Source organism: Bordetella tumulicola (assembly GCF_054779135.1).
Genome location: NZ_BAAGYU010000010.1, coordinates 296898 through 314084 on the forward strand (window position 1 = coordinate 296898; position 17187 = coordinate 314084).

Here is a 17187-nt window from a genome sequence, read left to right on the forward strand (position 1 = left end):
GCGTGACTGAGGACACCCAATGACTATTCGGCTTACCGAACAACAACGCGCGCTCATTGACCAAGTCAAGCGCTTTGCACAACGTGAGGTATTACCCTTGGAGCAAAGCGCCGGGGACGATCCCGACTATGGTGCCAGGTTGTTGGCCCTGTTGGGATCAGGCGGCATGCTCGGGCTTAATATTCCGGAGGAATACAACGGTATCGGCCTGCCTCACTTGGATGCCGCTATGTGCATAGAGGAAATGGCACGCCATAGCTTGGATGCTGCCGGTTTCATGTCCGCTGCTAGTCTGGGTCAGGCGTATTACATCTACGCGTTTGGCACCGAAGAGCACCGCAGGCGCTATCTGCCAGATATCTGCGCGGGAAAATATACCGTCGCGATCGGCATCACCGAGCCAGGCGCGGGCACCGCTTCAACGGCGTTGACCACGCGCGCCGCTCTCAGTGCGGAAAGCATCACTATCAACGGACGCAAGCACTATGTTTCCAATGTTCCCAACGCGGGACTCTTTATCGTGTATTGCCGTGTCAGTGACGCACCTCGCGCGAAAGGCATAGGCGCCATACTCGTTGAGCGTGAAACAGCGGGATTTTCAGTCGATCGGCTGAGTGAAAACATGGCTGGGCATTACCAGGCGGATCTGCTGTTCGATGATTGCAACGTGCCCATTGGCAACCTGCTGGCGGGTGAAGGCGGGTTTGCCGAACTGACCAACTGCTACAACCTGGAGCGATGCGGTGGCACCGCGCTGATCCTGGGAACCGCTATAGGCGCTTATGACGTCGCGCTGGATCATGTATCGAATCGGGAACAGTTCGGCAGAAGCCTGGCGTCGTTTCAGGCAGTTCAAATGCGCTTGGCAGACATGGCAATCCAGATTCAGGCCGCTCGGTTGATGCTCTATCACGCGCTGGACGCATGCGACGGCTGGCCTGACGCACAAGAGTCGTCAATGGTCAAAGTATTCGGCAATGAAGCTGCCAAGAGCGTGTCTGACGATGCCATTCAGTTGATGGGCGGCGCGGGCTACCTCAAGGATCTAGGCGTGGAACGCCGATACCGATATGTGCGTGGCTATTCCATTGCCGGAGGCCCGCTGGACATCCACCGAACCATGATTGCAGGTGGACTGGTGGGACGCCGATTCAGCCAATGGGCAGACGCAACGGTGCGCTAGTCGACGAAGAAAACGTCAGTGCACCTAAAACCACAACAGGAGACAAATCATGATAAATCCCACACGACGCGCTGCCGCATGCGCAGCGTTGACCATCGCATTATGTATTGGCCATACGGCGGCAGCCCAAGAGTCAACCAAAGTGACCATCGCCATCGGTACGACAGTCCTGGATGCATCTCAAGCTAACAACACATCGGTCCCAATAGCGACTGAGTGTTGGAAGCGGGAAGGGCTCGACGTAACTATCCAGCCTACTAATTCCTCATCAGCCATGCAAGCCGTTCTGTCAGACCAGGCGCAGTTCGTGAACATGGGGCCGGGCGCGGCGATACTCGCACGCGCTAAAGGGGCGCCTATCAAGGCTGTTTATCTGAACATGCGTCGAAACTTTCAGTTTCCCGTGGTGCTCGCGGACAGCGAAATCCAGTCTATCGAAGACTTCAAGGGCAAGACCATCGGCGTCATCTCTTATGGCGCCCAGTTGGTCGAGATCATAAAAGGCATGCTCGCCGACGCGGGCCTCGACCCAAATAAAGACGTCACGTTCGTAGAAACAGGCGCAGGAGCGCAGGCCATCGCGGCACTCACCAGCGGTCGGGTCGACGTTTGGGGCACCTGGGATTCGCAGATCGCCACTGCCGAAAATATGGGCATCAAGCTACGCCGCTTTACCACCCCTGCCGCCGAAAAGCTGGTTTTTGGCGGATCGTACTTCGTGCGCGACGACTACATCGAAAAACACCCGGAAATCATACGGAAAGTACTGCGTTGTGTTGCACAAGGTTCCGCCTTGGTGTTGGCCAACCCACAGGGTGCGGTCAAGGCACACTGGAGCGTGTATCCCAGCAGCAAACCGACCAACCTGAGCGATGCCGACGCGTTGGCGCAGGCCCTTAACTTGATCAAGGTCCGTAGCGAGTTCATCGAGCTAGACGCCAATGAGCGCTGGGGAGAATTTCCCGCCGACGCGGCTAAGACGATGGTGCAGTTTATGCGCACCAATGGCCGTGTAAAAGGCGAGCTCGATCCGGAAACGCTCTATACCAATCAATTTGTCGATGCGGTAAATGACTTTGATACCAAAACCATAGAGAAACAAGCAGCAACACTGGGGGAATGACTTCTCTGTCGCCAGAACAAGGACCGTCTATGAGGCAACCAGCGCAAACATGTACGCCGGCCAAGCGGCTGAAAGCTTTACTGAACAACCGATCTGCCACTGCGGCGCCCGGCTGCCATGATCCCCTAGGCGCACGTCTTATTGCGCAAGCTGGCTTTGACGCAGTCTCGGTATCCGGGTACTCCGTAGCCGCCAGTCACGGGGTACCCGACATCGGATTGATCAGCGGTACCCAGATGACGGCGCAGGCTATCGCCATTGCCGACGCGGTGACGTTACCCGTTGTGGCTGATGCCGATACCGGATACGGCGGGGTCAACAACATCGCGGCGACGATAAAGGCTTACGAGCGTGGCGGCGTTGCCGCGCTACATCTGGAGGATCAAGTGAATCCGAAGCGTTGCGGCGCCATGGCATCAAAAGCGTTGGTGTCCGACGAGGAAATGTCTCAGCGCTTGCGCGCAGCCGTTGCCGCCCGTCACGACATGCTGATTATCGGGCGTACCGATGCTTTGACGATCGCCGGCCTGCCGGAAACCATCCGGCGGTGTCAATGTATGGCCGATAGTGGGGTGGATGCGGTCATGGTTCCTTCCCTGTCTAGCCTCGAAGACATCGAACGCGTCGTTCGGGCGTCTCCTGTCCCGGTGTTGCATACCGTGGCCGAGACGGTACGACCGGTTTTCACCCAGTCTGAACTCCAGTCCACGGGATTGGGCATGGTGTTGTATTCAATTTCATTGATTCAGGCGATCGTCCACGTGCAACGCGCACTCTTATCGGAACTGAAGCATAAAGGCAGCACGGCTGCTTTTATCGACGTCATGCTGCCGTTGCACCAGCTCACTGAGCTGCTTGACGCCAAGCAGTATGCAGAATTTGAATCACAAATACTTGGAAACGCGAGGTAGTCATGGCGATGTCGCTAGTGCAAAAAATTCTCGCACGCGCAAGCGGCAAGTCCTTCGTGGAGGAGGGAGAAATCATTTGGGCCAAGCCGGATCTGATCACGGTACCCGAAGTCTCGTTTCCTGCTTATGTGAAGCGCTTGAAAGATATCGGCGTAGAGGCTTTCGCCCACCCAGAGCGGATCGTCGTGGCGATCGACCACGAAGTGCCGGTCCACAGTACGGCAGGCGCCGACCGTAATCGCTTGACCCGGCAACTGGCAGCCAGCACACAGGTGGGATATTTCTACGATGGGCTGGGTATCACGCATCCGCTGGTTGTTGAGCAAGGTCTGGTCTGGCCAGGAATGTTCGTGGTGGGCGCGGACACGCATACGTCGGCAATCGGCGGGACCGGGGCATTGGCCATACCGTTTGGTATGGAGATAACCATGCCCATGGCGCGCGGCGATATCTGGATTCGCGTACCCGGCACTGTACGGGTACGCGTCGACGGTACGATGCCCACTGGGGTTGGCGCACGCGACATTGTATTGGCGGCGCTCAGACAGATCGACGAGGAGACGGCAAGTTATAGCGTGATTGAGTACACCGGCAATACCATGGCGGCACTCTCGATCCCGGAACGCATGACCATAGCCGGTTTGAGTATTGATTGCGGTGCCGAAACGGGTATCGTGCCGGCCGATAGCAAGACGATACGAGCCTTGCAGGCACTCGGGGTTAATGACGCAGTAGTCTTGGCGGGAGATGACGATGCCCCGGTTCGTAAAGAAATATATATCGACGCCGCGACGCTGGCGCCGCAAGTCTGTGTTCCGCCTTCGCCGACGCACGTTCGTGATGTCACCGAACTGGAGTCCGTGCGGATAGACCATGCTTATATCGGCAGTTGCGCCTCGGGGACCTTGGCCGAGCTGCAGGCTGCGGCCCGATTGCTGGAAGGACGCCGTGTTCATCCTGATGTTCAGCTGTTGGTTATTCCCGCCACTCGAAAGATCCATGAGCAGGCGATGCAAGACGGTACGTTGAATACATTGATGCGTGCGGGTGCCCAAGTTTCTCCTTCGACCTGTGGGCCTTGCTTCGGTGGCTTGGCACAACTAAGTGCTGGAGAGACTCGTATTAGTACAAGTACGCGCAATGATCGCGGGCGGATGGGGAGCGTTGACGCAAACATTTACCTGGCCAGTGCGCTTACCGTAGCCGCCTCTGCGCTTACCGGGCATATAACAGATGTCCGCCGCTTTCTTTGTCAGGAATAGGTCTCGTATGAATCTGGTTTACCAAGGCCGCTGTTGGAAATTGGACAACGATATATCCAGCGACGAACTGATTTCCGCACGTCACGTCTTCGAGTACGACCCCGAGACGTTGCGCAAGCATCTTCTTGCAGAGGTTCGACCCGAACTCGCCTCGCAAGCCAAGGCGGGCGATCTTATCGTGGCCGGCAAGCGTTTCGCTCATGGAAGCCAGCATACGCACCCCTTCCTTGCCATGAGGGCAATGGGACTCGGATTGCTGGCGCACCGGCTTTTTCGCCCTCCGTTTCGTCTTGCGATATATAGCGGAATTCCATTGTTGGAACTCAGCGAGCAGGCGTTGAGCATGTTCGATGATGGCGATCAGATGAGCGTCGACTTCCGGACTGGCCAGATAGAAAATATAACTCGCAATCAAAAAATCGAGGCGACGCCACTTCCGGACTTTTTGCTCCAGATTGTTCAGGCGGGTGGAGGGCTGGGCTATTTAAGCACCGCACACGCGGCATCACTGGAAACTTCACATGACAATTGAAGCCGACGATCACATCACCACCGATCACCTGTCCGAGTTGGCCTCATCGCGGCCGTTCATCAAGATTGATGGTCTTGAGAAATCGTATCGATCCCAGGACGGCGCAAGCATCCGTGCGCTGGGCCCCATCACCCTTGATATTCGGGAAAAGGAGTTCCTGACTATCGTCGGACCTTCTGGTTGCGGGAAATCCACACTGTTGAAGCTACTGGCCGGTTTGATCCCGAGAAGCGCGGGCCATATTCACATGCGTGGCCAAGCGGTCTTTGGGCCGCAGCAGGATATCGGTGTGGTATTTCAATCCCCTGTGCTATTGCCTTGGCGAACCGCGGTTGAAAACGTCATGTTGCCCGCTGCCGTCAACAAACTCGATACGGCCCGAAGCAAAGCGCGTGCCCTGGATCTTCTGTCAATGGTAGGCCTGCGCGATTTCCATGCCAAATATCCGAACGAGCTTTCGGGCGGAATGCAGCAGCGTGTTGCCATTGCTCGAGCCTTGATGCATGAGCCGTCCACATTACTGATGGACGAGCCGTTTGGTGCGTTGGACGCCATGACGCGGGAAAACATGAATGTGGAGATCAGGCGGTTATGGGCCGAATCGGGGAAAACGGTCGTCTTTGTCACTCACTCGATTCCGGAAGCGGTATTCCTGGGCACAAGAGTCTTGGTGTTATCCAATCGCCCCGGGCAGATTGCGGAGGTCGTTGACGTCGACCTTGGCGCTGGCAGAACGCTGGACCAGGTTACCAGCGATGCCTTTGGTACCTACACACGCCGTATTCGGCGCCACTTTAATTCCAGTGGAGCAATAGAATGACCAGCGCACAAGTACGTAGCCACGACAGCCTGATACAAGAGGAACTCGTGACTCGACATTCCCAGAATGCAACGCTCGAATCGTTGCCATCCGATGGTCCTGCCGCCTCGCGCAACTGGTTGGAATGGCTCTGTATCCCTTTGTTGTTTGTTATTGTGGTCGGAGGCTGGGAAGCAATCATCAGAATGTTTAATGTGCCGGCCTATGTTGTACCGGCACCGTCCGCAGTCTTGCAATCGCTGATAAGGGGAATTTCCAGCGGGATTTTTATCTCCAATGGTCTCGTTACTTTGACTCAGGCCTTACTCGGATTCCTCGGCGCCGCTGTCTTGGCCATAATTTTAGGTAGCTTCATCGCTCAATCGCGATTCGTGGAGCGCGTCATTTACCCATATCTGATCGCTATCCAGACAACGCCCAAGGTCGCCATAGCACCGCTATTCATCATCTGGTTTGGCTTTGGCATTTCGTCCAAAATCATTATTGCGGGAATCATCGCTTTTTTCCCTATCTTGGTGAATGTCATTACCGGACTGCGCTCTACCGATCCTCAACGGATAGAGCTCATGCGCTCGCTTCGAGCCTCTCGTTGGCAAATTTTCAAGATGGTGATGCTGCCTAGTGCGCTGCCTATGATTTTCGCCGGGCTTCAGGTCGCGATCATCTTCAGCTTACTCGGCGCCATCGTTGGTGAATTCGTCGGTTCGCAAGCTGGACTGGGAAATTTGATCATGCAGATGAATATCAACTTGGACACCGCAGGTGTTTTCGCGGTGCTCGTTTGCCTTTCCAGCATTGGAATCACGCTTCACTTGATCATGCACTGGATACAGAAAAAACTGTTGTTCTGGGCAGATCAAAACAGGATTCCCGGAACTTGAACCACTACACATCCTATTTTAGGGGTCGTCAATGAGCTTCGAAGTATGCAAGTTGGGATCTGCTTTGGGAGCAGAAATCAAAGGGCTGGATCTCTGCCAGAAGCTTGATGCAAATACGATAGCCGCACTGCACACTGCCTGGTCCGAGCATTTGGTCCTGTTGTTTAGAGATCAGCCCCTGACACCAGAACAACAGATTGGATTCAGCCGATATTTCGGGGAACTAGATGACCACGCGGCTATCCCGAAATTTCGTCACGCCAATCATCCCGAAATCCTGTTGGTCAACAATCGGGAAGCCGCAACGAACAAGCGGCTGTCGGTCGGGCGTCAATGGCACTCGGATCTATCCACCACCTTGCGACCGGCTAAAGGATCGCTGCTCCATGCTGTCCAGTTGCCTTCTGTTGGCGGAGACACCTTGTTCTGCAATATGTATCGTGCCTGGGAAGGGTTGTCGCCGCTACTACAGCAATGGCTTGGCGATAGAAGCGCCGTTCACGACATGACCATTGCTCGAGAAACACGGTTGCAACGCACGCCTGCCGAACTCCAAGAGATCGCTCTGCGCAACCCTCCTGTCCTTCAACCAATCTGCCGAGCTCATGACACAACTGGACGCAAGGCGCTCTATGTCAGCGAGATGACTACCTCGCATATTGATGGACTGACCAAAGAAGAAAGCCAGCCGTTGCTTGAGTATTTATATAAACGAAGTACGCTGCACGAGAATGTATATCGCCACGTTTGGCGAAGGGGCGATTCGATACTTTGGGACAATCGTTGTGTCATGCATATCGCGCTCGCTGATTATGATGCGTCCGAAAACCGTAGCATGCACAGGACCACACTGATGGGAAACCCCTCTGGGCGATTGGCCAGCATCGCTTGAGTCTTACACATCCACTTTGAGTCTTTCGATTTAAGGCCGTCTATCATGAAAATTCGCGAGATTGCCACCGGGCTGCAGTTTCCGGAAGGCCCTATTGCTATGGAGGACGGCTCAGTCCTGTTAGTCGAAATCGCCAGCGGCATGCTTACGCGTGTTTCATCAAACGGGAAAGTCCATCGACTCGTGACTCTTGGTGGCGGTCCTAACGGGGCGGCACTCGCGCCAAACGGCGACGTCATCGTGTGTAATAACGGCGGCCTGCGGTTCACTACCCTAGATGACGGCACCTTGAAGCCTGGGCACGAATCTGCAGACTATTCCGGTGGCAGAGTTGAACGCGTCGATCTTCACACCGGAAACGTCGAGCGCCTCTTCGATAAAGTCGACGGGGAACGGCTCAAAGGGCCTAATGATCTTGTCTTCGACAAGCATGGGGGTTTTTATTTCACGGACCTAGGCAAAGCACGGCAACATGACTTGGATTGGGGTGGCGTTTTCTATGTGCCCGAGGTCGGGGCCAAGCCGCAAATCGTTGCCTATCCCGTTATGACAGCCAATGGCGTTGCATTGTCTCCTGACGGTGCCACGCTTTATTATGCGGAAACAGAAGGCGCCCGCCTATGGGCGTTCGACATCGAGCAACCAGGTCGCCTCAAGCGAGATCCATGGCCTTCGATGCATGGGGGCAGATTGCTGACGGCAGCGCCGGGCGGCCAATATCAGCGTTTTGATTCCATGGCAGTGGACGTATATGGCAATCTATATATCGGAACTTTGCTGCACGGGGGCATTACCATCATTAGCCCGGACGGCCGTATCTGCCGACACCTGCCATTGCCTGATCGCTATCCGACCAATCTGTGCTTCGGCGGACCCGACATGAGGACGCTGTACGTGACGCTGAGCGGCTCGGGCAGATTGATTGCTATTGACGATTGTCCGGTGCCAGGGCTGCGGTTAAATTAACAGCGCTTGGCCATACCCAAAAACAGCCGAGCTGAATTTTTTTGGTGGGGATGAAAGCCGATACAGCGCGCCGCCCAACACCGTATGCGGCTCTTACTTAGTAGACGCCATATGCGGCAGGGCAGTTGGTATTCAAGTTGTTCTGGATGATCGTTTCGTCGGTATTATTGGTCAAGCCATCCAGCACACCATCGACGATAAAGTCGTAAACACTGGACAGCCCCCAACCATTGGCGATCTTGCGCCAGTTCTCCAGATCTTTCGCGTTCACGACGCCGTCCTTGTTGCCGTCGCCCGGGCAATCAGGTTCAGACGAAAGTATCTTCTCCATCGTTGCGCGCAGGTCGTCATAGACGGCCAGGTTTTCCGTAGTCGGTGCGGTCACCAGTAGATTGCGATCTAGCGTGTCGAGCAGGGGCTTGGGAACCGCCTGATCGATTTCATACAACTCATCAACCACATCGGTCTCGGCCTCTCGGGTAGTGGTGTTGAAATTCTGCGTGGAATTGCGCACCAGCTTGAAACGATCATTGCGAACCGCGATCGAGGTTTCCGGCAAGATGTTCAACAGCGGACGGCCCGCATCATAGAGCGCCTGGTTCACATCGGAGCACATCTTGTATCCCGCACCGCCGTTGTCCACCACAGAAGGATCGGTATAACCAGGCCCCCAGTAAATGCCCAGGTTATCTTCGCAGACGCTCTTGCTGACCGGAATCTGCGTGCAACTCGTACTGACGACGCAGGGCGCATTCCTGCCACCGTTGGCCTGCAGGTTTACGCCGCCCAGCGTGAAGTTGATGGTGCGCAGGCTGGACTGCCCCGGATTGCTCAGGTAAGGCAGTATGCCTACCGAATCGACGACTCGCGGGACTTCTTTATGGACATCCAGGCCTGCGATCTCACCAAAGAACTGAAACAGATCCACGGCATTGACCATATGATCGACTTTCCGGCCAGGCTCGACAACCTGCGGTCCGGCAATGATCAGGGGATCCCAGACACCCGTCTGATAAGCCGTGCCCTTCGCTTGAGTGCCCGAGAAGGGTAGTTTGACAGCGTTGCCCAGCGTGCCGTTGTCACCCATGATGACAATGACCGTATTCGAAGCCATGGGATCATAGATCAGGCGACCATCCTTTGCTTGGCTGGCCAATCCGGTTTCGACCAGCAGCCGGCCAAACTCCGTATCCATCGCCTCGGTCATTTTGTTCTGAATGAGTCGGCCCGTTGCTGTCTCCTGGCAACTCCATCCGTCCGAGGAAAGCCCGTTGCGCGGATCGAGCAAATCGCCAGGTGGCTGTTGCCAAGGTGTATGGGGGGCACTGAAGCTTATCGTGGCCATCCAGGGTTTGTCGCCCGGGCGGGCTTTGATCCAGTCGATTGCCGCGTCGGCTTCGGTTTTCGTGCGGTATTGGCGGGCCCGCGGGTCGGTAAGGGGCACCTCTTCCAGGCTGGGGCCGTTGATGATGACCAGCGGTGAAACGTAGTAGCCGTTCTCGCGATCGAAATTCAAGGTCGATGGTGGCGTGCCACAACTCTGGTCTGGAACGAAAATGCCGCCCGACGACAGGCATTGCAGGCCGGGGGCGTCTTGGGACGCGGCCGTGCGCTTGATGACACTGCAGCTGTTGTCAGCCTGGTAGCACGCCCCCGAATCCGTACCACCGGCTTGGGCGCCCGGAACAAAGCCGCAAGAGTAGGTTTTCTCGGGTGCGATACCGCCGGCAGTGGTGTCGATGGAGCCAGGCAGCCCGCCGATCCAGCCATAGAAATGATCCCAGCCCAACACCCTTGGTGTTGCGTTCTCCGCCTCGTTGTTCTCGGGCCCGGCCAGATGAAATTTTCCGAACATGGCATTTTCATAACCCGCCCGTTTCAGTACCTTGGGCACTGTTGAGTCATAGGGTGATAGCTGCGAATTGGCGAGATCGTTGGGGCCGAGTGCCTGATTCATGTTGGTGCGAAATGGATAACGTCCCACAAAGAACGCGGCCCGTCCGGGTGAGCATTCGGGCATGGACCACGCGTTGTGAAAACGCACGCCTGCGCGTGCAATTGCATCAATGTTCGGCATGCTCGGCGGAGTTGCGCCACCGTAGCCAAAGGACGCCATCTGGTCGATACCTACATCGTCCATGATGACGAACAAAATGTTCGATGTCTGTGCTTGATCGGGAGGTGCGGCGCTTTCATCGCGAGAATCACTGCCACTGTTATCGCATGCACTCAAGACAATGGCGGCAAGCCCCGCTACAAGCAGGGTGCGAAAGGGTTTCTTCAAGACACGCTCCATGGTTCAGCCTCCGGCGCGAGCCACGGCGGGCGTAGCGTCCTTGACCAGCCGAAAGCCCAGGTGCGACATGGGGCTGTAGGGGTCGGCGCCACGTCTGGCGCTGGGACGGTATGAGGTACAGAAATCCTCGTTGCACAGGAACGAGCCGCCGCGGATGACCCGGCGCGGCGCATTGGCCGGCACACCCGGATCGGAGGGGTCGTAGGTGTCGGCCGGACCTATCGGGTCGTTGATGGGGGTGCTCTTGGCGGCCTGCTGCGCAAAATAATCGGTGCGATACCAATCGGCTACCCACTGCCAGGCGTTGCCGGTCATGTCGTACAGGCCATAGGCATTGTCCGGATAGGTCTTGACGGGCTGCGTGCCCGGGGCGCGGACTTGGCTGTCGGGCTGTAGTGCGGGGAAGGTGCCTTGATTCACGTCCCAGTAATTGGCGTGTTTCTGGCGGTCGGGCGCTAGGACGTTGCCCCAGGCGTAATCGGCCTGTTCCAGGCCGCCACGCGCGGCGAATTCCCACTCGGCTTCGGTGGGCAGGCGCTTGTCCGCCCATTTTGCGTAGGCTTGGGCATCTTCGTAGCTGACCTGTACCACGGGGTGGTCGCCCTTGCCCTCGATGCTACTGCCGGGGCCTTGAGGGTGGAGCCAGTCAGCGCCAGGGACAAAGTGCCACCATCGCCAATACTGGTCCAGTTGTACCGGCGCGGCGGTTCCCGTGAACACCATCGCGCCGGGCACCAGCACACTGTCCGGTGGCTTCGGGGTGCCGGCGGGCAACTGCACGCGGATGGTCTCCCAATCGGGCTTGCGCTGCGCGGTGGTCACGTAGCCGGTTTGCTTTACAAACTCGGCGAACTGATCATTGGTGACGTCGGTGATGTCCATCCAGAAGCCCCGTACCCGTACCTGATGGGCGGGGCGCTCATTGAGATTGGCCAATGCACTGTCACTGCCCATCTGGAAAGGGCCGCCCGGCACCCAGGCCATGGCCTTGGGCGTGTCGACGCCGTTGCCCAGGATGGGCTTGGTCGCGATGGTCACACGTTCGATCGGAGACGACAGGGCCTGGGCGGTGAACCAGCCCACCCCGGCCAGGGCCACGCATAGTGTTGCGCCCAGGGCCAGCCGTTTCTTCTTAATGGAGAGCATAGGTATTCATTCTGGTCAGGTTCATTGTCCGTAGTGAGCGACACAGGTCTTCTTTGGTGTCGGCTTCAATCAAGTGTTGCTGCTACCGCTGCAAGTCTTGTCCATGTTGTTTTGGATAATCATCTGGTCGGCCGCATCCGTCTTGCCGTCATGGTTGAAGTCGTACCAGCTTGATTGGCCACTGTTCAACCGACTCAGTTCCTGCCAGTTGGCCAGGTCTTTCTGATCTACAACCAAGTCGTGATTGCCGTCACCCGGGCAACTGACGGTGTCGTAGTCCTGGTTGTAGCTGGCCACGGCATCGTGCTGTGCCATCTCGGCGCTGAGGGTGGTGTAGGCCTGCTGCTGCGCATTGTTCAACGACGAGGTATCCAGGGGAGGCGCGGTAATCGCGATCAACTCACTGCCTTCCTTGTCTAGCTTGGGATCGGGGGTGGCGGTATCGATCTGATAAAACTCGTCAGCAACGTCATAACCCGTCGCGCTGTAGCGGTAGGCGCTGGGATCGCTGACGGAGCCCATGACTGGATCACATTGGTTACGTGTCTGACGCACCAGCTTATAGGTGCCATCGGTGACCGCCTTGGTGGCAGTGGGCAGGAAAGTAGTCGATTCGTCCCGGGCCAACCGGTACGCCTGGACTTGGCAGCAGTTGTTGTAGCCCGCCGCGGGCACGTCGCTGGTGTCGCTGGACAGGTTGTCTCCGTACCAGATACCGCCTTGGGCCAGGCACACCCCCTTTTGCGGGAAAAGTGTGGTGCAGACGTTGTTGGCGGCAGGTATGACGCAGGCGGATTGCTCCTCCTCCGAGCCGACCGCCCTGAGGTTGGTTCCCATCTCCGTGAAGTTTGTGCTGCGAATACTGCTCTGCCCCGCGTCGGTCAGGTAAGCCAGCATGGGCTGCGCGTCAAGCGGACGATTGGCAGGAATCGCCTTGTTCAGGTCGGCGCCCGCGATGTCGGCAAACAGCTGATACAGATCGACCGAGCCCACCATGTGCGGTATCTCGCGTCCAGGTGATGAGACCATTGGCCCGGCTATCAACAGCGGTACCCACACGCCGGTCTGATAAGGCGAGGCCTTGGCGCGCGTGGGATCGAATTTGCCTGGTGAGGTGAATTTGACGCTGTTTACGTAGGTACCGTTGTCGCCTACGACCACCACGACGGTATTGGTTTTTTCGGGCTGGTAGTTCAGCGTGCCGTCAGCGTTGTACTGAGCCAAGCCCAAACCCACCAGCAGGTCGCCGATTTTCTTGTCCACGGCCGTAATCATCAGGTTAGTGATGAGATGGGCGTCGATGAGGTCGGTGGCTTGCGTCAGGACTGGCGTGCTTTCCGAGTCGGCCAAGGGCGAACACACCAAGTTATCGTTGCGACCCGGTGTGCCTTCCGGGATCAGTGCCACAGGTGGCACCTGCAGGGGCGTATGAATGGCCGAATAGCCTACCGTCAACATCCAGGGTTGGCCGGCAGGTTGCCGCCCGGCCCATTCGAGGGCACGGTCCGTCTCCAGAGTGCTGCGGTAGCCGCGCGAGGACGGATCGGAAGCCGGGATGACACGGCCATCGCCCTCGGCGGTGCTTTTGACCCATCGGCCCGTGTAATAACCGTTCTGCGCCGTGAAATCGATGTAACTGGGCAGTGTGGACTGGCAGGACTGGCCCGGGTCCAGGATGCCGCCGCGTTCGAGGCAACTGCGCCCCGGCGTGGTGATGTCTGTGCCGATCGCCATCTGCGAGCAACTGCCGCTGGCGACGTAGCAGGCGCCCGAATCCGCGCCATTGGTCTTGTCGATCCGGGTCGTCGGGATGAATCCGCACTTATAGGGGCCGCTGTCAACGTCGGCCCCCTTGGTCGTCAGCCCAGCCCGAGTGTCGATGTTATAGGGCGCGCCATCCAGGAAACCATCGAAATAATCCCAACCTAACTTCCACATGCTGTCATAACCGTACGGTAGATTGAATCCGCCATTGAGGTCCGAGCCCGTGAGATGCATTTTGCCGATGAGTGCGTTGGTGTAGCCCTGTGTTTTCAGGAGCTTGGGCAACGTCATTTCGTAGGGAGAGGGCGCCGAATTGGCCAAATCGGTCGCGACCAGGGCGTTCAGCACGTTTATCTGAGACGGATAGCGCCCGGTGAAAAAAGTGGCCCGCGTAGGCGTACAGTCGGGCATTGCCCATGCATTGCGAAACTGGACGCCGGCTCGGGCGATGGCGGTCAGATTGGGTATTCTGGGCGGAGCCACGCCGCCGTAGCCGTAGATCGCCATTTGGTCCACGCCCAGGTCGTCGAGCACGACGAAGAGAATATTGGGCTTGGACGAGGCGACTGGATCGGGCTTGGGCGGGTTATTCGTCGAGGAAGAATCATTGTCTGAGCAAGCGGCCAGCAGTGCGGTCATCGCCGCCAGTGCTACCGCGAGGGCGAACCTGGGTGGTTTGGCAAGCATGGACGTGCGCCCCTTATCTAGGAACCGGGCGTGACAAGCCAGCCAGGTCGTGACAAACTAAGAAAACTCGTGACAATAGATTAACGGCCAGCTTGCTGCTAGCCTATACCATGAAAAGGGTAAGGTCGATGGAATCTGCGGGAGCGCACCCCCACACCGACACGAGCCCGGGCAACAGCACGGTGTTGTGTCGCACGCTGTTGGTTGAGGATGACACTCCTCTACGCATGCGCTTCGAGTCGATCCTGTCGAGTTGGCGCGGCGGTCGCGTGGTCGCCGCCTGTGGCACGCTGGCCCAGGCGATGGCCGTCCTGCAACGCGAGCCCGTCGACCTGCTCATTACCGACTTGCGCCTGCCGGACGGTCATGGCATTCAGGGCATTCGCCGCTTGCGCGCGATCAACCCACACGCCGAGGCAATGGTGGTCTCGGCGCTGACCGACAACGAAATCGTGATCGCGGCCATCGAAGCCGGGGCAACAGGCTATTTGCTTAAGGACATCGACTCCTCGGATCTGATTCAGGCCATCGAAGAGTTGCGCGCAGGGCGCTCGCCGATTTCGTCGTCCATCGCGCGCGTCATCGTCCGGCGGCTGAGCGAGCGTGGACAACCGCCGCAAGCCCAAGCCGCGGCGCCCTTGCGGGAATCGGCTGCGCTGACGCCGCGCGAGACGGATATTCTGTGGGGCATTGCCAAGGGCCTGACCTATGCCGAAGTGGCCGAGCAGCTTGGCCTCTCGCGACAGACCGTGCCCGTGCATATCAAGAGCATTTATCGCAAGCTGCAAGTCGGTAACCGTTCGGAAGCCGTGTTCGAAGCCTCGCGCCTGGGTCTGATATGGTTGTAGGGCCGCGGTGGTTCTGGGCTGTCCTGGCCGTATTGGCGACGGTGGCGGCCAGTGCCCCGCTATGGTTGACGCTCCCTGTACCGTCGCACACCCTGGTGATCGATCAAGCCCAGTTCACGGCTGCTGACAACACTGCCATGCCAGTGGCATTGCCCCACGTTCAGGGCAGCCGTCGCGCGACGGGCTACTACCGTATGACTTTCGAGCTGGCCCAGCCTCCCACGCAACAGCTCTACTTATTCATTCCGATGCTTAGCTATCGCGCGGTTATCGCGGTGGACGGGGATGTGGCGCTAGACACCGGCACCCACTCTCTGATCCCAGGCATTACGCTAGGCATATCGGTGCTGGTGCCGCTGTCGGCGCGTCATCTGACCGCTGGCCCCCATGTGATCGACATACTGCTGGAGGCGCCGGGCGTGACGCGTGGGTATCTATCGCCTCTGTATGTAGGCACTGCGAAGCAGATTGCGCCATATCACAGGCTTCAGGTTCTGGTGCTGGAATACACACGCATGATGGTGCTGGCCTGCCAGTTGCTGCTGGCCATTGCCACCCTGATGGCCTGGATCTACCGGCCACAAGAGACACTGTACGGCTGGCTGTTCCTGTTGCACGGGGTATCCACGGCCTCGTATGCGGGTCTGCTGGCCGACATCTTTCCCGGCGTATTCAACTGGCTGCCATATGCCTTCACTGTCAGCATGTCCAGCGTGTTCATCCTGCACATTATTGCGCTGAAGATCAACGGCACGGCACCACCGCGTTGGCTACGCGCGTGTGTGGTCGTCGTACCTGGCTTGTGCTTGCTGACGATGGCGCTGGGCGTAGTGCCGGCCCGTGTCGTGTTGTTTACCGTGGTGATGCCCATTATGGTGATTTCGCCCGTGATTACGGTCGCCATATCAGCCTGGGGAGCCCTGGCAAAGAAGGTGCGGGAAGCCTGGCTGCTGCTGTTGCCGCTTGGCTTCTTCTCGCTGGCCACGCTGTACGACGGTGCGTTAATCGCCGGTACGGTGGACGGCCCGGTATTTCTGTCTCTGTACTACCGGCAATTGTTGATCGTGGCGATCGCGGTCATCCTGATGCGTCGGTTGGGCTTGAGCCTGATGCGGCTGGACGATGCGAATGCCCATCTCAAACAGCGCCTGACCGAGCGCGAGGCCGAGCTGCAGCGCTTGTATGAAGAAGAGCGTACCGAGGCCGCCCGTCTCGTCCGTAGCGAAGAGCGCCATCGGCTTACGGTCGATCTGCATGATGGCTTGAGCGGCCACCTGGCGTCGATCATCGCGTTAGCTGAACGCGAGCGCTCAACCGATATCGAGCACACCGCACGCGAGGCGCTCGATGACTTGCGCCTGGTGATTCATTCGCTGGATATCGGCGACCGCGAACTCGTGGCTGCGCTCTCGGGTCTGCGCGAACGGCTGGAGTCCCAGCTCAGGCGCTTGGGCGTCGAGTTGGAGTGGTCGATGCTGCGGTTGCCCGAAATTTCCGGCGTCACGCCGGCCCAAGCGTTGAACGTGTTGCGCATCGTACAAGAAGCCATTACCAACGCGTTGCGCCACGGTCCGGCCTCGTATATTGCCGTGCGTGGCAGCGCGGGACCGCAGGGCGACGCGCGTATCGTCATCGAGAATGATGGCGTCCCCTATGCGGGGGCGCGCCAGTGTGGAGCCGGGGTGCACAACATGCGCCAGCGCGCTGCTTTTCTGGGCGGTACGCTGTATATCGAGGCGCTGGAAGGGGGGACGCGGGTCACGCTCGCGTTGCCGTTACAGCTGTCTGGTGGTCACGCGCCTTCGGCAGGATGACTGCAGATGCCGACAGGCCGCCGTATATCTTGAACTGCTGTCGCTGCGCATGTTTGATCGAA

14 protein-coding genes are annotated in these 17187 nt (G+C 58.0%); 11 read left to right on the forward strand and 3 right to left on the reverse strand.

Annotated features, from left to right (window positions below; translation table 11 throughout):
* The first annotated feature begins 19 nt into the window (after positions 1-19).
* The 9 genes from ACYVDM_RS18650 to ACYVDM_RS18690 are packed head-to-tail and all read left to right on the forward strand — an operon-like array spanning position 20 to position 8570.
* Positions 20-1183: an acyl-CoA dehydrogenase family protein gene (locus tag ACYVDM_RS18650; protein WP_415787605.1), complete on the forward strand. Its 1164-nt coding sequence runs from the start codon at positions 20-22 to the stop codon at positions 1181-1183.
* Between the two features lie 49 nt (positions 1184-1232).
* Positions 1233-2306 (forward strand): ABC transporter substrate-binding protein, encoded by a 1074-nt coding sequence (locus ACYVDM_RS18655; RefSeq protein WP_415787607.1) that lies wholly within the window; start codon positions 1233-1235, stop codon positions 2304-2306.
* A 29-nt stretch (positions 2307-2335) separates the two neighbouring features.
* Positions 2336-3217: an isocitrate lyase/PEP mutase family protein gene (locus ACYVDM_RS18660; protein ID WP_415787609.1), complete on the forward strand. Its 882-nt coding sequence runs from the start codon at positions 2336-2338 to the stop codon at positions 3215-3217.
* A gap of 2 nt (positions 3218-3219) precedes the next feature.
* The gene (locus ACYVDM_RS18665; protein ID WP_415787611.1) at positions 3220-4479 is read left to right on the forward strand and encodes a 3-isopropylmalate dehydratase large subunit; all 1260 of its coding nucleotides are present in this window, start codon (positions 3220-3222) and stop codon (positions 4477-4479) included.
* Positions 4451-5011, forward strand: a complete 561-nt coding sequence (locus tag ACYVDM_RS18670) for a 3-isopropylmalate dehydratase small subunit (protein ID WP_415787613.1) — start codon at positions 4451-4453, stop codon at positions 5009-5011. Before ACYVDM_RS18665 ends, ACYVDM_RS18670 begins: the two co-directional genes overlap by 29 nt.
* A complete protein-coding gene (locus ACYVDM_RS18675; RefSeq protein WP_415787615.1) occupies positions 5001-5831 on the forward strand; it encodes an ABC transporter ATP-binding protein in 831 nt (276 codons plus the stop codon). Before ACYVDM_RS18670 ends, ACYVDM_RS18675 begins: the two co-directional genes overlap by 11 nt.
* Positions 5828-6712 (forward strand): ABC transporter permease, encoded by an 885-nt coding sequence (locus ACYVDM_RS18680; RefSeq protein ID WP_415787617.1) that lies wholly within the window; start codon positions 5828-5830, stop codon positions 6710-6712. Before ACYVDM_RS18675 ends, ACYVDM_RS18680 begins: the two co-directional genes overlap by 4 nt.
* 31 nt (positions 6713-6743) lie before the next feature.
* The gene (locus tag ACYVDM_RS18685; RefSeq protein WP_415787619.1) at positions 6744-7604 is read left to right on the forward strand and encodes a TauD/TfdA dioxygenase family protein; all 861 of its coding nucleotides are present in this window, start codon (positions 6744-6746) and stop codon (positions 7602-7604) included.
* A 45-nt stretch (positions 7605-7649) separates the two neighbouring features.
* A complete protein-coding gene (locus ACYVDM_RS18690) occupies positions 7650-8570 on the forward strand; it encodes an SMP-30/gluconolactonase/LRE family protein (RefSeq protein ID WP_415787621.1) in 921 nt (306 codons plus the stop codon).
* Positions 8571-8667: 97 nt separating this feature from the next.
* Here the strand turns inward: ACYVDM_RS18690 and ACYVDM_RS18695 are convergent, their stop codons facing one another.
* The 3 genes from ACYVDM_RS18695 to ACYVDM_RS18705 form a co-directional block, all read right to left on the reverse strand.
* Positions 8668-10854: a sulfatase-like hydrolase/transferase gene (locus tag ACYVDM_RS18695; protein WP_415787623.1), complete on the reverse strand. Its 2187-nt coding sequence runs from the start codon at positions 10852-10854 to the stop codon at positions 8668-8670.
* Positions 10855-10869: 15 nt separating this feature from the next.
* Positions 10870-12012 carry a formylglycine-generating enzyme family protein gene (locus tag ACYVDM_RS18700; RefSeq protein ID WP_415787625.1) on the reverse strand — a complete coding sequence of 381 codons (1143 nt, stop codon included), beginning with the start codon at positions 12010-12012 and terminating at the stop codon, positions 10870-10872.
* A gap of 69 nt (positions 12013-12081) precedes the next feature.
* Positions 12082-14463, reverse strand: a complete 2382-nt coding sequence (locus ACYVDM_RS18705; protein WP_415787627.1) for a sulfatase family protein — start codon at positions 14461-14463, stop codon at positions 12082-12084.
* 128 nt (positions 14464-14591) lie between these two features.
* Between ACYVDM_RS18705 and ACYVDM_RS18710 the strand changes: the two genes are divergently transcribed.
* Positions 14592-15311, forward strand: coding sequence for a response regulator (locus ACYVDM_RS18710; RefSeq protein WP_415787629.1), 720 nt, complete (start codon positions 14592-14594; stop codon positions 15309-15311).
* On the forward strand, positions 15302-17125 hold the full coding sequence (locus ACYVDM_RS18715; RefSeq protein WP_415787631.1) for a sensor histidine kinase: 1824 nt from the start codon (positions 15302-15304) through the stop codon (positions 17123-17125). The genes ACYVDM_RS18710 and ACYVDM_RS18715 overlap by 10 nt, the downstream gene beginning before the upstream one ends.
* The last annotated feature ends 62 nt before the right edge of the window (positions 17126-17187 follow it).

Coding starts and splice junctions, on each gene's coding strand:
- ACYVDM_RS18650 (WP_415787605.1), top strand. CDS start 20: ATGACTATTCGGCTTACCGAACAACAACGCGCGCTCATTGACCAAGTC.
- ACYVDM_RS18655 (WP_415787607.1), top strand. CDS start 1,233: ATGATAAATCCCACACGACGCGCTGCCGCATGCGCAGCGTTGACCATC.
- ACYVDM_RS18660 (WP_415787609.1), top strand. CDS start 2,336: ATGAGGCAACCAGCGCAAACATGTACGCCGGCCAAGCGGCTGAAAGCT.
- ACYVDM_RS18665 (WP_415787611.1), top strand. CDS start 3,220: ATGGCGATGTCGCTAGTGCAAAAAATTCTCGCACGCGCAAGCGGCAAG.
- ACYVDM_RS18670 (WP_415787613.1), top strand. CDS start 4,451: ATGTCCGCCGCTTTCTTTGTCAGGAATAGGTCTCGTATGAATCTGGTT.
- ACYVDM_RS18675 (WP_415787615.1), top strand. CDS start 5,001: ATGACAATTGAAGCCGACGATCACATCACCACCGATCACCTGTCCGAG.
- ACYVDM_RS18680 (WP_415787617.1), top strand. CDS start 5,828: ATGACCAGCGCACAAGTACGTAGCCACGACAGCCTGATACAAGAGGAA.
- ACYVDM_RS18685 (WP_415787619.1), top strand. CDS start 6,744: ATGAGCTTCGAAGTATGCAAGTTGGGATCTGCTTTGGGAGCAGAAATC.
- ACYVDM_RS18690 (WP_415787621.1), top strand. CDS start 7,650: ATGAAAATTCGCGAGATTGCCACCGGGCTGCAGTTTCCGGAAGGCCCT.
- ACYVDM_RS18700 (WP_415787625.1), bottom strand. CDS start 12,012: ATGCTCTCCATTAAGAAGAAACGGCTGGCCCTGGGCGCAACACTATGC.
- ACYVDM_RS18705 (WP_415787627.1), bottom strand. CDS start 14,463: ATGCTTGCCAAACCACCCAGGTTCGCCCTCGCGGTAGCACTGGCGGCG.
- ACYVDM_RS18710 (WP_415787629.1), top strand. CDS start 14,592: ATGGAATCTGCGGGAGCGCACCCCCACACCGACACGAGCCCGGGCAAC.
- ACYVDM_RS18715 (WP_415787631.1), top strand. CDS start 15,302: ATGGTTGTAGGGCCGCGGTGGTTCTGGGCTGTCCTGGCCGTATTGGCG.